The organism is Amorphus sp. 3PC139-8, from assembly GCF_040750475.1.
Classification (GTDB): domain Bacteria; phylum Pseudomonadota; class Alphaproteobacteria; order Rhizobiales; family Amorphaceae; genus Amorphus.
The window spans coordinates 73,276-87,475 of the sequence record NZ_JABJVY010000021.1; the positions used below are offsets into that span (position 1 = coordinate 73,276).

Genomic DNA, 14,200 nt, shown 5'->3' on the forward strand with positions numbered 1-14,200 from the left:
GACATTCGATGGTTCCCGCCGTGCAGGGACCAAGAAAGCTGTCCGGAGTGTCGCCACCATGGCCGTCCCACCCAAGCCGAACGGCACGGCAAACGCGGAAGGGGATCTCAACACCTCGCCGCGTCGGGCCGATTGGCAGGCTCGCAATGTCGGGCCCGAGGCGGCGAATCTCGTCGCCCGCGACGCGGTCGTGTTTCTGCATCAAAGCTTGTCGACGCCCTGCCTGACGGCGCTTGAGGCGGCCGAGGGCCCGTGGCTCGTCGATCTCACCGGCCGCCGCATTCTCGATTTTCACGGCAATTCGGTGCACCAGCTCGGCCATGGCCATCCCGCTGTGGTCGCCGCGATCCGCGAGACGCTGGAGCGGCTGCCGTTCGCGCCCCGTCGTTACACCAATCGCCCGGCGGTCGAGTTCGCCGAGGCGCTGGTGCAGAAGGCGCCGGGCGCACTCAAGAAGGTGCTGTTCGCGCCGAGCGGGGCGGCGGCGGTCTCCATGGCGTTGAAGCTCGCGCGCACCGCGACCGGGCGCCACAAGACGCTGTCGATGTGGGACGCCTTCCATGGTGCCAATCTCGATACGATCTCCGTCGGCGGCGAGGCGATCTTCCGGCAGGAGGCGGGGCCCCTGCTGCCGGGAGCCGAACACGTGCCGCCGCCGGCCTTGGCAAGGCGCTTCTTCGGCGACGATGCGCGGGCGCCCGAGCGGCTCGCCGACTATATCGACTATGTTTTGGAGGTTCAGGGAGATGTGGCGGCCGTCGTTGCCGAGCCCATGCGCTGGACCACGCTGGAGCCGCCACCGCCTGGCTTTTGGGCCCGCGTTCGCGCGTCTTGCGATCGACATGGCGCGCTACTGATCTTTGACGAGATCCCAAGCGCGCTTGGGCGCACCGGCACTTTCTTTTTCACCGAGCAAGCCGGCGCGGTGCCGGACATGCTCGTCCTGGGGAAGGGGCTCGGCGGCGGCACCATGCCGCTTGCCGCACTGCTTGCCCGTGGCGATCTGGATGTCGCCGGCGACCAGGCCATCGGCCACTACACCCACGAAAAGAGCCCGGTTGCCTGCGCCGCCGGGCTCGCCGCACTTCACGTCGTCGACGGAGAAGGGCTGTGCTCCCGCGCCATGCGGCTCGGGGCAGAGGCCCTTGGGCGGCTACGCGACGGACTGATGGATCTGGAACAGGCGAGGGCGGTGCGCGGTGTCGGGCTGGCGCTTGCGGTCGAACTCGACAGCCCGGACCGGGCCGATCGGGTACTCTACGCCGCACTCGACGCCGGTGTCAGCTTCAAGGTGGGCGGAGGAACGGTGGTCACGCTCTGCCCGCCGCTTACGATTGCGGAATCGGATCTGGCATGGGGGCTGGATGCGGTCGTGTCCGCCATCCGTGCGTGCGGATAAATCGTTTCCGGCACAAGTGGGAACCGGTTTTCCGTCCGAAAACGCGTCGGAATATGTTTATCGCTCCCGCCGGCTCGCCTTGCTCGCGGCTGCGCGGGCGCAGCCTCCGGCCGGGGCGAGGTCGCGCGCTGGCGGGACGCATATTCAGGCGAACTGGATTCCCCTCAGCCGCCTGTCATCGACATATGGCGGGAAACGGCTGGTGCCTGACCGCGATCAATCACGAAATCGTGGCCTTCCGGCTTGCGGGCGATGGCCGCGTCGATCGCCGCGTGCAGGAGTTCGTCGCCTTCCGACGCTCGCAATGGGGCACGTAGGTCCGCAGCGTCCTCGTGGCCGAGGCACATGAACAGCGTGCCGGTGCAGGTCAGCCGCACCCGGTTGCACGACTCGCAGAAATTGTGGGTCATCGGCGTGATGAAGCCGAGCCGTCCGCCGGTTTCCTCCACGCGGACATAACGCGCCGGCCCGCCGGTGCGGTCTGGCAGGTCGGTCAGCGTGTAGCGCTGCTCCAGGGAGCGGCGGACCTCCGAGAGCGGCAGGAACTGGTCGGTGCGGTCGCCTTCGATGTCGCCCAGCGGCATCGTCTCGATCATCGTCAAATCGTAGCCGCGCTCGTGGCAGAAGCGCAGCATGGTCTCGATCTCATCGGCGTTGACGTCGCGCAACGCCACCATGTTGATCTTAACCTGCAGCCCGGCTTCCTCCGCGGCGCGCAGGCCATCCATCACCTTGCCGAACTGGCCCCAACGCGTAATGGACTTGAAGCGGTCCGGATCGAGCGTGTCGAGCGAGACATTGAGACGGCGGACACCGGCCGCGCGCAAATCGTCGGCGAAGCGGGAAAGCTGCGAGCCATTGGTGGTGAGCGTCAGCTCCGAAAGCGCGCCGGATTTCAGGTGCCGCGAGAGCGAGTTGATGAGATCGAGCAGGTTGCGCCGCACTAGCGGCTCGCCGCCGGTCAGCCGCAGCTTGCGCACGCCGCGCGCGACAAAGGCGGAGCACAGCCGATCGAGCTCCTCCAGGGTCAGGAGGTCGCGCTTTGGCAGGAACGTCATGTTCTCCGCCATACAATAGACACAGCGGAAATCGCACCGGTCGGTCACCGACACGCGCAGATACGTGATCGCCCGTGCGAACGGGTCGATCAGCGCCGGGCGCGCGGTGTCGGAATGTCGAAAGCCGATCTCACCCATTTGACGCGGCAGTCCCTTGCTCCAGATGCGGTCATGTCGGCGAGGGACTGGCCCTGCCAACGCGAAAGCGCAATATACACGCGAATATGACGGCGATCCCCGGATGGGACAAGGGGAGGGGCCGTATTCAAATCGGTCGAATTCGAAACCGGATGGAGCAAGCGCCGATGACCGCAACACTTTCCGCCTGGCCGTCCGAGCTGCGCTTGAAGAAGGGCCGGCAGACCCTTGCGATCACCTGGGACGACGGTTCAACTTCCGAGCTTGCGGCGGAATATCTGCGGGTGCAGTCGCCATCGGCGGAGGTCAAAGGCCACACGCCGAGCGAGCGCAAGACCGTCGGCGGCAAACGCGACGTGACGATCTCGGCGATCGAGCCGGTGGGGAACTATGCCGTCCGCCTGGTGTTCGCCGACGGCCATTCGACCGGCATCTACACGTTTCGCTATCTGGCGGAACTTGCGCGCGACCACGATCGGATCTGGCAGGACTATCTGACCGAACTGGAGGCGAAGGGGCTGGCGCGGGATCGGCCGGGAGCGCTGTGATCAAAGCCTGAAAAAGACGGGAGTGCGGTGTTTTGGGGATCACCCACAATTTTTCTCCGCCAAGCGGTTCCCTTCCGAACGATCTTGTTTTAGGAACGCCCTCTCGTTACATCCGGATCGGTCGACGCCGGTCCTGAGCCGCCGGTTCAGGTCTTTCCCGACGAGAGCAAAACGCTCTCCGGCAAAAGGCTCTGGACGGTCACCGCGCCAGCGGTGGGGGATAGTTTAACGGTAGAACAGCGGACTCTGACTCCGTTAGTCCAGGTTCGAATCCTGGTCCCCCAGCCACTCGCCCGCCTGATAGCGCCGCCGCTTTCCAGCTCACATTTGCGAATCTGCCATCGCATCGGTTGTGAGGGGGCTTTCCTTCGGCTCCGCCTGGGCTTTTGCAATATGTGGCGGGTCCATGCGCTGAACTCTGCACACCGACTAGCTCATTGATGCGCAGCACTCATGATTCAAATCAATTTCATGCCGCTTATCACACGGGGCCGGCGGCAATAGGTTGACGTGAGCGGATCTGGCACCATCGGCAGGGAGCACGAGATGAGCTGCCGCCGCGAACAATTCGAGCGCATCCCGCCGATCGAGACGACGGGTCTGACGTTAGAAAACCTGCAGGAAAGATGCTCAGATGATCCTGGAAGAGACCTATACCCTGTCCAACGGCGTCGCGATCCCGAAGCTCGGGCTCGGAACGTGGATGATCGACGACGACAAAGTCGCCGAGGCCGTGAAGGCGGCGGTGAAACTCGGCTACCGCCACATCGATACGGCCCAGGCCTACGGCAACGAACGCGGCGTAGGGGAAGCGGTTCGCACCTGCGGCCTCGCGCGTGACGAGATCTTCGTGACGACCAAGTTGGATGCGTCGCACAAGAATTACACGGACGCGAAACAGGCGATCGACGGATCGCTGCAAACGCTCGGGCTCGACCAGATCGACCTCATGATCATCCACAGCCCGCAGCCTTGGCAGAATTTCGGCGACGAAGATCGCTTCTTCGAAGGCAACGTGGAAGCCTGGCGTGCGCTGGAAGAGGCCTATAACGCCGGCAAGCTCCGCGCGATCGGGGTGTCCAACTTCCAGAAGGCGGATTTGGACAACCTGCTGGACAAGGTCGCCGTCAAGCCGATGCTGAACCAGATCCTGGCGCATATCAGCAACACGCCGTTCGATCTGATCGACTATGCCAAGAGCAAGGGCCTGCTGGTGGAAGCCTACTCGCCCGTCGGCCACGGCAAGATCCTGGACAACAGGGAAATTGCCGACATCGCCGCGAAATACGGTGTCAGCGTGCCGCAGCTCAGCATCCGCTACTGCCTGCAGCTCGGTCTGCTCCCGCTGCCGAAGACGGCGAACCCGGACCACATGCGCACCAACGCAGCGGTGGATTTCGAGATCTCCGACGCGGACATGGAAACGCTGAAAGCCGTCGAGCGCATCAAGGACTACGGCGACGCCAGCGTCTTTCCCGTCTATGGCGGCAAGATGTGAGCTGACGAACGGCCCGTCCGCATGGGAAGGCGGGAGCAGCTACCCGATAACGGTGCGCGGCGGAAATGGACAAAGAAATCTTCTCGTCCATTTCCGCCGCGCTTCCACGCGTTCGCGCCTATTCGAACCTCTTCCAAGGCGACGATGCCAGATAGCCGGCGACCTCGCTCGCAGGCATCGGCTTGCCGAACAGATAGCCTTGCCCGAAGTCGCATCCGAGGCGCTTCAGATTCTCCGATTGGCTGAGCTCTTCGATGCCCTCGGCGGTGGTGACGACGCCCAGCCCGTGGCTGAGGCCGACGATCGCCTTGATGACGTTCATCTGCCGCTCGTCGGTCTCGAACGACGAGACGAAGCTGCGGTCGATCTTGATCTCGTCAAACGGGATGTTTGAGAGTTGCGAAAGGCTCGAATAGCCCGTGCCGAAATCGTCGAGGACGATTTGAACGGAGGCGTTTCGGAGTTCATCGATGACCTCGCCCGCCACCGCGAGTTCCTGGACCAGCGCGCTTTCGGTGATTTCCACTTCGAAACGATCCGGCGGGAAGCCCGTCTCGTGCAGGATTTGCAGGATACGCGCGCCCAGCGTCCGGTCCGTGAGCTGCAAGGGCGAAATATTGAAGGCCAATCGCGCCTCCTTCGGCCAGGCGAGCGCATCGATGCAGGCTCGGCGGAGGAGGTTGTCGGAGAGGTCGGCAATCAAACCGGCCTCTTCGGCGATTCCGATAAACACGGTTGGCGGGATAGGGGCGCCGCTCTCGTCGGTCCAACGCGCGAGCGTCTCAAAGCCATGCAAGACGCCGGTCCCGAGCGTGATTAGCGGCTGGTAGTAAGGCACGATGGAATCGGTGCGGATGGCCTCGCGCAGTGCGTGTTCCAGGGCGATCCGTTTGCTGACCTCTTCCTGGAGCGCGGGATCGAAGACGCGGATGCTGTTCCTTCCGTGCTGTTTCGCATCATTCAAGGCGAGTTCGGCGCACTGGATGGCATCGCCCATGTTGGTCGCGTGTTCGCGCGGGTTGCAGATGCCGACCGAGGCCCCGATTGCCACCTGGACACTGCCGATCAGCATCGGCTCGCCGAGCCTTCGGATCGTATCCGTCACGGTCTCTTCCAGGGCGCCATCGAAGGGAATTTGCGAGAGAACGAGGAATTCGTCGCCGCCGAGGCGGATGATTTCGTCACCGGGAAAGAGGTTTCTCAACCGGTCCGCCACAATCTGCAGAAGCTTATCGCCGCCATTCTGGCCGATTAAGTCATTGATGCCTCTGAAATCATCCAGATCGAGGGCGAAGATGGTGTTGGGCATCTCGCCGACGGTGCGGCCGAGTTCGCCGACCACGTTCTCATCGGCGTAGTGCCGATTGAACAACTGGGTCAGAGGATCGTGGAACGCGTACCAGACGGCCGTTTGCTCGGCCCGGTCGCGCCGACGCATCTCCGCTCTTAAGTCTTGGTGGCGGCGCCATCCGTAGATGAAGCCGACCACGCCGACCACCAGGAGTGCCGTGATGAGTTCGTCGAGTTCCCAGTCCTCGTGCTGAAGCATAAACTCGTGAAAGGAATCGTAGATATCGATGTAGAGAAACAGACCATAGAGCGCGCCTCCAACGAGTATGGCGATGAGGCCGTCGCGGCCAGCTCGTGTCTGAAGCATTTTCATCTGCCAAAAAAATTTGTTGGGCTCGGCGCAAATCCCGAATCTAAAACTATACGTCGACACGTAATTTTTAGCTTTGATGCCCGTGCTGGCAAGAGGCGGAAAAATCGATCCGGTCCGGACGCATCGATCCGGTTGCCGGAAACACCTTGCCGTGGGCACGCACAATCACCCGAAAAGCAAATCAAGGCCAAGCGTGTGTCGGACCGATTGCCAAGTCTCGCTTTTCTTGAAATGGCGTTGATTATCTGAGTTCAGGCGGCAGGCCGAAGATGGCCTCGGTGGCGCCCAAGGTGAGATTAAGCCCTTTCACCAAGCACCAGCGACGAGCGTGCGAGCCGGCGGTGGGTTCGATCGCGGCGCCATGATGCGACCAGGCTGTGTTCATGAAGGCGGTGACGCGGCCGGGGCGAAAGTCGATCGTTCGGTATTGCTCGGTATCGACGGAAATCAGCTCCTGCGGCTTGGTCCGGGCCATCAGACCGAGCGCGTCGGCGGGAGAAAGGTCGCGGCGAACCTCGTAGAGCCGGGTGCCCCAGTCCTCGCGCCAGCCGTCTTCCGGCGCCAGATAGACGACGATGCTGATCAGCCGGTTGGGCCAGTCCAAATGGATTGGCAACTCGCTGGATTGGTCGCGGATGTTCAGCGCACCGGCCATCGACCAGTCGGCGAGCTCTATTTCCGTCAATCGGGTTGCGGCCGTCTCGCCGAAGAGGTGGTCGAACAGCCGTTCTCGGCTCGGGCGGAATTTCTGATAGAAGGCGTTCGCCACTTGCGGCGTGAAGAGCTCCTGTTCCAGACGCTGGAAATAGGCGCTCTGACGGGCATCGAGCTTGTCGAGATCGTCGGCCTCCCGCCAGGTCTGGAAGGTATGGAGGCCGCTGCCGACATCCTGAAACAAAGTCTCGTCCGGCAGGTGGTCGTAGAGCGCCTGGAGCTCATTGTCGCTGAAGAGCCCGTCCAGGAACAGGTGCGGACAGGGATCTTCCACGACCTCGGCGGCGGACACCAGATCCAGAAAACGGCGCTCGGAGGGAAGCGGTGCGGATGGAACGTTCATGCGTGACTTTCCCAAAAGCCCTCGGCGATGCGCAGCGAGGCGGCGATGTCATGGGACGGCAACGTGCTGACGATCGACTGCGGCAGTTCCCACCAGCGGCTGGTTAGCAGGCGCTCGCGGGTTTCCTGGTCGAAGCGGTAGCGGATCAGGCGGGCAGGGACGCCGCCCACGATCGCGTAGGGCGGGACGACATGGGTCACCACCGCGCCCGCCGCCACGCACGCGCCATGGCCGATATGGCAGCCGTCCAGCACGATCGCATTCGCGCCGATCCAGACATCGCAGCCGATCACCGTCGGGCTCAGGCTCTCGATCATCTGGGCTTCGGTGAGGTCGTCGAGCGCTTCGGCGTCGATGTCCAGAAGCCCGGTGGTGAGGCGATCGACCGGGTGCGACACCGCGCCGACGAGGGCAAGCGCATTGATGGAGCAGTGCCGCCCGATGACCACGTTGTTCGGCATTTGGGTGCGGCAATGAAAGTAGGAATTCCGTCCCATCAGGAAGTTATGGGCGGAAAACTCTGCGCCGACGCGGCAGCTCTTCTCCAGGAATTGGAAGCGGCGGAAATCGCCGGCGAAATCGGCAATGTCGACCGCCTCGGGGCCGAGCCAGTCGGTGAAGCTCGCAAGTGCGTGGAGCTGGTTTTCCGCAAGACTCATGGAGCGGCCTCGTGTGGAGCATGTGGCCACAGCATGGCCGGTTCGATGGCGGAGAAAGCGACGCCGGTGAGCTGCTTTTCGGCAAGCGGCGAATGAATGTGGCCGAATGCGACGCGGCGTGTGCGGTCTTCGCTCAGGAGCCCGCGCCGGTGGGTGATGGAGGTGTCGAAGACGAGCACTGTCCCGGCCGGTGCTTCGATGTCCTCGAAGGGCATGTCCGCGCCTGCGCAGACAGGACGTTCCCGGTAGTCGAGACCGTCGCGCCACTCCTGCAGGCGGATGCGGTGGTTGGCGTAATGGGTGCCGCGCTTCACCGCAAGCGCACCGCTATCCACGTCGACATCGCTCACATAGAGCATCAGCCGAAGCGTCAGGGTTGGATCCCAGTGGGGATGGTGGTTTCCGGGCCCGTCGACGTCCCGCTTGGGGCTGTCGACGGCAAGCGAGATGAACTCGACTTGAGGCGCAGAGGCCAAGCCGAAATAGGCTCCGGCCAGGGCGCAGAACCAGGCGGGGGCGAGGGCGCCGTGCAGTCGGTCGAAGCCAGCAGCGGCGAGATCTTGGCTGGTGGCGGCGAAGATCCGCTCGCCATCCATTTCGTAGGGTGGCTTGATGCGCGAAAGCGCGCCGGAGGTGGCCCGTTCGTGCTCTTCCAGAAGGGCGTGCCGATCCTCAGCGAGAAGTCCCGGCAGGATCACGACGCCGTCGCGGCGAAGATCGCGGAGCAGGGTGGAGCCATCGGGAACGGTGGGCGGTGGTTCGCTGGTCATGACTCTCCAGCCATTTGGGCTGCCTCCTGCTCGGCCGTCGTCACGGCGAAGTCGTAAAGCCGATGTTCGGCAGGAAAACGGTCCCGCATGCGCTCGCGCCAGCGCTCCGGATCGGCGAGGCGTTCCGAGCGGAGGGCAGCGTTGGAGCGCGGCAGCGGCGGACACGCGACGCCGAGACGGCGGGCAAGCACAGGAAGCCCGCTGCCGAGCCGCTCCACCGTCCCGATCCACACAAGGTCCTCGGCGAGGCGGTCGACCAGATCGGGATCGCGGAGATCGACTGGCAGGCCGAGATAGGGAAACAGGCACGGCCAGGTCAGGACATCTTCGAGCCAGGCCGTCAGCGTATCGGCGGGCCGGTCGCCCATTGCCACCTGAAAGAAGTAGCTCGACACCATCATCTCCAGAGGATCGCGCAGGACGGTGATGAACTGGCGCGCTTCGGGGTAGACATCGCGCACGCCGATCGGCCAGGCATGGTGGTAGAAATGGCCATGCACGCACCAGCCGGCGCCGCCGGGCGTGCGTTCGGGCGGTTCTGCGTCGGGATAGTGCAGATGCAGCCGCCCGTGGAAGGCGGTGCGCAGCCATGCGGCCAACGAGGTGCCGGCGCATTTGGGAATGTGCACGGAGACCAGCAGCCGGTCGGGCTCATAAGGCCGCATCGAAATCCTCAAGCAATAGAACGGAGGGAACGAGTTCGGCGTGGTCGAGGCGCAAGAGGGTGTAGCCGATGCCGGCGAGCCCGTCGAAGAGGCCGGGCAGGGGCACGCCGCCACCGGGCACCCGAAACCGGCCTTCGCGGACCGCGCGCATGCAAAGAGCCGCGGCCGCTTCGCGCGCCCGCTCGGGATCGCCCACCGTCCGCCACATCTCGATGCGCGCTGCTGTTCCCGCGGATAGCGTGTCGAAATCGCACTCGGGGGCGGCGGCGAGGCGGTCGAGGGCGGTCGCGATGTCGTCGGGTGCCAAACCGGTCTCGTGGAGCATCAAAACGATGCCTTCGGTTCCGTTGCTCCAGCCGGTGGCGGCAGGCTCGTGGCTCCAATCCCTCGTATCCGCACTCCAATGGCAGCCCAGGCGCGTGTTCATGTCGGCCGGCGGCGTCCCTGAGAAACGGTGGAACGCATGGAGGATTCCGGCCAAGCCATGCCCCGCGCCGGCCTTTGGTGGCGCGGCCGTGGCGAGCCGGTCGAGAACCGCCTGGGTCCAACCATTCGGCAGACGCGTCCGAAAGGGCAGGAGCGCAACGGCCTCGCCGGCTCGACCGTCGATCCAGTCCGGATCGGGAGTCACGTGCGCCAAGGCGGCGATCGCGGCCCAGTCGCACGCGGCGTCTTGAAGCTCTTGGTCGCCCAGAAGATGACCGGCTTGGCGCAGCGCATAGGCCAGCGAGGCCGGTCCGACGCAACCGCCGCGCCGGCCGTCCCCCATTCCATGATGGTTGATCCTCTGCACCGGCTGCAGGGCGGCGCGCGCCGCGTTGGCGTAGCGATCTTTGCCGGAGACACGCGAAAGGGCGGCCAGAAACAGGCCGATCCCCGCTTGCCCGTCGTAGAGATCGATCGGCAGGGTCTTGATCCGCGCCTGCCCGTCCGCGGACGAAAGGCGCGGGGCGAACCAGGAAAGGGTCTCGCGGCCGTCGTCGCTTTGGTGGCGACTTGCCATCTTCAGCAGGAGGTCGCCGATCCGACCGGCCTCCGAGATGGCTACATCTCTCGTCAGCCTCATCGGTTTGACGCCGGGCTCTGGCGGCCCGGTGTCGCGTATCCGGTGAAAGACGGTTCGGATCAACGCGTCCTGGATGGCGATCGTGTCCTCGTCGAGCGCGGCGATGGTCTCGTCGATCAGGTCGAGCCCGGAACGCGAAAAAAGCGCGACCTCGCTGCCGTCGCGGGCGCGCCAGCGTGTTGCTCCGACATCGACGGAGAAGGTGGGAACGTCTCCGCGACCAAGCTGCTCCCGTTCGTGAAGATAGAGCGGCCAGAGCGTCGTTGCGTCCTCCGTCGCGACAAAGGATGCCGCCAGGCTTTCAATCTCGATGTCCGTGTCGAGCGTCGTCAGCGCGAATTGCGGTTGGCGAAGCCGTTCAAGAAGCCCGGCATAGGCGTGGGTGTCGCGCACGAGGACGCGGGTGGTTCGGCCCGCCAGCGCTTCCCGCACGCGCCTTCGCCCGTCTTGGACGGAGCTCCAGCGGAAACCGCCGCAGGCGGCCCGGAAGCCTGCAAGAACAGCGTCCGCGTACGCAGCGGGATCATGGTCGGGAAGGACGTTGTCGCTGGCACGGGTGATGACGATCTCTCGCGCTTCGACCGTCATGGCGTCGGTGTTGATGTCTATGAACCGGTTGGCCGTGACACCGCTCGCCCGATCGCCCCCCGGAGCGAGACCGCTGATCTGAACCGGATGGCCGTCCGCATAGGAGGTCCAGCGCGGCAGCAGGCCGGGCCGCAGAACGGTGTCATATTCGGCCATGGCCAGCGCCTGCACGGGCGACGGCGCAAACGCGCGCGGCAGCGGTGTTGCGAAGGTCTCCGCATCGACCACCTTTGGGCCGGCTGCGGTCGCGATCACATTCTCGTCGTGGAGGTCGCTCGCCCCGAACACCCAGGCGAGCGCCAGCGTGCGGCCGGCGGCTTGGTAGTAGGTTGAGAGGTCCGGCGCTTCGGCCGCAATCCCGTTGGACCAGCCGTGGGTCGCCCGATCGAGCATGGTGGGCAGAATGGCGCTGCCGGTTGGGCCAAGCTCTTCGGTCAGCGTTCCGATCGCCGCCTCCAGGCCGAGCGGCCGGGGCTTGTAGTAAAGGGTTCGGCCGCCGGAAAAATGGAGCCTGTGGACCTGGGCGCCGCCGTGATGCCGGTCGGAAAGGCCAAAATCGAGCGCTTCGACGATCAGGCTTTCTGTCGCCCAGCCGAACGTTTCTGCGATAGCCGAGCGATCTTCGGCGAACCGCTGGACCAGCGCCCGCGCCTGTTGCCGCCATTGCGCCCGCCCGAGGGACGTCCGGCGAGTGGCTTCGGCATATTTCACCAGCAGCGGAGCCGTCTGTCCTTCTCTTAAAATGTCGAGAAAGGCGTCATAGTGGGCGCGCGAATCCGGGCGTCGGTCCGCCCCTTGATGTTGGCGGAAAAGCGCGAACTCGTATTCCAGACAGCTTGCGAGCGCGTTGGAAAGTGCGGCGATCAGCCCACGGGCGAGCGCGTTCCGTGCGGGTGCGGAAAAGAGAGCGGTCTCCGGCGCATCGGACCAGAGCTGTGCGCACTCCTCGGCGGCAAGTCCGGAGAACAGATCCTCGAACGGGATTGGATCGTCCGTGTGAAGCCGTGTGGCTGGCGGACAGGCCATGGCGTCCGCAAGGCGCCAGGCATCGATCATCCAATCGAGCGGGGGCGTTTGATCTTCATTCGGTCGCCAGGGGGCAAGCCGGTCGCGGAGTTCGGTGTCTGAGAAATCGATCCCGGACAGTCTGAGCCGTCGAGCGAAGCCCTCCGGATCAAAACGATTGAGATGGCGGCGCCAGCGATCGAGCCGCCGGTCTGCAATGGAAACGGCCTCTGCCGTTTGCACGGGATCGGGCCGTGCGGCGGTCAGCCGATCCGGAAGCGTGGCGCTTCGCGCACCGAGCCGGCCGAGAAAATCATCCCTCCGCATCGGATGCCATTTCCCGCCGCCGGGCGGCCCAGAGCGCCGCATAGCCGCCACCGAGGCGAAGAAGCATCTCGTGCGATCCCGTTTCCCGGATCGACCCGGCCTCCATATAGAGGATTTGGTCGGCTTCGGTGATCGTCTCCAGCCGGTGGGTGATGACGACGAAGGTGGCGTCGGTCACCGCGGCATGAAGGTTGGCAATCACCGCGCGTTCCGTCACCGAATCGAGCTGGGACGTCGCTTCATCCAGGATCATCAGCGGACGTGGAGCCAGAAGCGCGCGGGCAATGCAGACCCGTTGGCGCTCGCCGCCGGACAGATTCACTCCGGCCTCGCCGGCCGGGCTCTCGATTCCGTCCGGCCGCGTCTGAAAGGATTCGCCGAGCCGCGCTTCGAGAGCTGCTCGCATGGCATCGCCGTCGCTGGCGTCGAGCTTGCCGTAGCGGATGTTGTAGAGGAGCGTGTCGTTGAAGAGAGCGGGCGTTTGCGAGACGTACAGGCTGTTCGCCCTGAGCGCGTTCGGCGCGATCGGGACGCCGTCCCAAAGGATTTCCCCAGCCGCGGGCTCCGAAAGCCCGGCGATGAGCCGAACGAGCGTCGATTTGCCCGCGCCCGACGGCCCGACCACGGCCGTGATCGTGCCGGTTGGAAGCGTCAGGTCGACGTGGTCGACGAGCCGCGCGCCGGCGCGGGTCGTCGCCGTCAGCCCTTTGCCTTCCAGGTGCGTTCGCAGGACAAGTGGCGCGCGCGCCGCGCTTGGCGGGGCGGTCGTTTCTTGGGCGAGGACATGGTCCAGCGCGCGCAAATCGGTAAAGGACTGCATGAAGGCGGTGTAGAGCAGGCCGACCGATTGTAGCGGCGCAAACGCGTTCATCACCAGCATGTTGACCATCACCAGCTCGCCTGCGGTCACCGGCTCGTCGCCGGAGAGCATCGTGGCGAGCAGGATCAGCACGATGCCGGACTGAACGATCAGCGTCGGCCAGATCCGCATGGTCGCCTGCTGGCGCTTCTGAAGCGTCCAGGCCCGCTCTAGCGCGTCCTGGCCGACACTGAGACGGCGGGCTTCTTCATTCGCGTTGCCGTAAGCGGCGACCAGATCGCGGTTGAACAGGCTGTCTCCGACGATCGCGTTGATGTGGCTGTCGGCATCCAGCCGGCGGCGATAAAGCCCTTGCTGCTTGTTGACCGCGCGTAGGGTGACGGCGGCATAGCCGGCCGCCATGAGGAGCAGGACCGCCGAGGTCTGCCAATCGACGGCAACCGCCAGGATACCCATGGCGATCAGCACCTGGAGGATTGCGGGGACGATGTCGAACAGGCCGACCGAGAAGACCGATTCCAGGCTCCAGGCGGCGCGGCTGATCAGGCGGGTGAGTGCCGGCGAGGCGTGGCCGGCATGGAATTCCGGGCTCTTGGCGTGGAGTTCGACCAGGGCGGAGGAGACCAGCCGGCGCTGGGCGCGCTGGATCACAGGCAGGAACGCCAGCTCGCGCACCTGTTCGGCCGCCACGACAAGGAAGCCCGCGATCCCGTACCCGACGAGCAAGAGCAGAACGCCCGGCGAAAGCTGATCGGCGACGAACAGGTTGATCAGCGCGCCGAACACCAGCGGCAGTGCCGAATAGATCGCTTTTTCGAGGAGAAGGAGCGACAGCGCTGAGGCGACGCGTCCGCAGGCGGGCTTGAGCGCGGCGAGAATCCAGGGCGGTAGCATTCAAATCCGATGGGGGGCCGGCTTGCAGGATGCAAGCCGGAGAAG

Annotated in this window: 11 protein-coding genes and 1 tRNA gene; 4 read left to right on the forward strand and 8 right to left on the reverse strand. The window is 64.7% G+C overall.

What is annotated here, in order from left to right; translation table 11 throughout:
• The first annotated feature begins 58 nt into the window (after positions 1–58).
• Positions 59–1,399: an aspartate aminotransferase family protein gene (locus HNS03_RS18325; protein ID WP_367197414.1), complete on the forward strand. Its 1,341-nt coding sequence runs from the start codon at positions 59–61 to the stop codon at positions 1,397–1,399.
• A gap of 164 nt (positions 1,400–1,563) precedes the next feature.
• On the opposite strand, the gene moaA is transcribed toward HNS03_RS18325, so the two are convergent.
• Complete coding sequence (moaA, locus tag HNS03_RS18330; RefSeq protein ID WP_367197416.1) at positions 1,564–2,595, reverse strand: GTP 3',8-cyclase MoaA; 1,032 nt, start codon at positions 2,593–2,595, stop codon at positions 1,564–1,566.
• A gap of 167 nt (positions 2,596–2,762) precedes the next feature.
• Here moaA and HNS03_RS18335 point away from each other — a divergent pair, with 167 nt between their 5' ends.
• From HNS03_RS18335 to HNS03_RS18345, 3 genes are all read left to right on the forward strand, one after another.
• Complete coding sequence (locus tag HNS03_RS18335) at positions 2,763–3,143, forward strand: gamma-butyrobetaine hydroxylase-like domain-containing protein (RefSeq protein ID WP_367197417.1); 381 nt, start codon at positions 2,763–2,765, stop codon at positions 3,141–3,143.
• Positions 3,144–3,357: 214 nt separating this feature from the next.
• Positions 3,358–3,431, forward strand: a tRNA-Gln gene (locus tag HNS03_RS18340).
• 346 nt (positions 3,432–3,777) lie between these two features.
• Positions 3,778–4,641, forward strand: coding sequence for an aldo/keto reductase (locus HNS03_RS18345; protein WP_367197419.1), 864 nt, complete (start codon positions 3,778–3,780; stop codon positions 4,639–4,641).
• 118 nt (positions 4,642–4,759) lie between these two features.
• On the opposite strand, the gene HNS03_RS18350 is transcribed toward HNS03_RS18345, so the two are convergent.
• The 7 genes from HNS03_RS18350 to HNS03_RS18380 all read right to left on the reverse strand — a co-directional run bounded on the left by HNS03_RS18350 (position 4,760) and on the right by HNS03_RS18380 (position 14,155).
• Entirely contained in the window at positions 4,760–6,298 is a 1,539-nt protein-coding gene (locus HNS03_RS18350; protein WP_367197421.1) for a putative bifunctional diguanylate cyclase/phosphodiesterase, read from the reverse strand.
• A 247-nt stretch (positions 6,299–6,545) separates the two neighbouring features.
• Positions 6,546–7,361 carry a hypothetical protein gene (locus tag HNS03_RS18355; RefSeq protein ID WP_367197422.1) on the reverse strand — a complete coding sequence of 272 codons (816 nt, stop codon included), beginning with the start codon at positions 7,359–7,361 and terminating at the stop codon, positions 6,546–6,548.
• Positions 7,358–8,020 carry a CatB-related O-acetyltransferase gene (locus HNS03_RS18360; protein WP_367197424.1) on the reverse strand — a complete coding sequence of 221 codons (663 nt, stop codon included), beginning with the start codon at positions 8,018–8,020 and terminating at the stop codon, positions 7,358–7,360. Before HNS03_RS18360 ends, HNS03_RS18355 begins: the two co-directional genes overlap by 4 nt.
• A complete protein-coding gene (locus HNS03_RS18365) occupies positions 8,017–8,790 on the reverse strand; it encodes a phytanoyl-CoA dioxygenase family protein (protein WP_367197426.1) in 774 nt (257 codons plus the stop codon). The genes HNS03_RS18360 and HNS03_RS18365 overlap by 4 nt, the downstream gene beginning before the upstream one ends.
• Positions 8,787–9,455 (reverse strand): hypothetical protein, encoded by a 669-nt coding sequence (locus HNS03_RS18370; RefSeq protein WP_367197427.1) that lies wholly within the window; start codon positions 9,453–9,455, stop codon positions 8,787–8,789. Before HNS03_RS18370 ends, HNS03_RS18365 begins: the two co-directional genes overlap by 4 nt.
• Positions 9,442–12,441 (reverse strand): type 2 lanthipeptide synthetase LanM, encoded by a 3,000-nt coding sequence (gene lanM, locus HNS03_RS18375; protein ID WP_367197428.1) that lies wholly within the window; start codon positions 12,439–12,441, stop codon positions 9,442–9,444. The genes HNS03_RS18370 and lanM overlap by 14 nt, the downstream gene beginning before the upstream one ends.
• Positions 12,428–14,155, reverse strand: coding sequence for an ATP-binding cassette domain-containing protein (locus tag HNS03_RS18380; RefSeq protein WP_367197429.1), 1,728 nt, complete (start codon positions 14,153–14,155; stop codon positions 12,428–12,430). The genes lanM and HNS03_RS18380 overlap by 14 nt, the downstream gene beginning before the upstream one ends.
• Between the last annotated feature and the right edge of the window lie 45 nt (positions 14,156–14,200).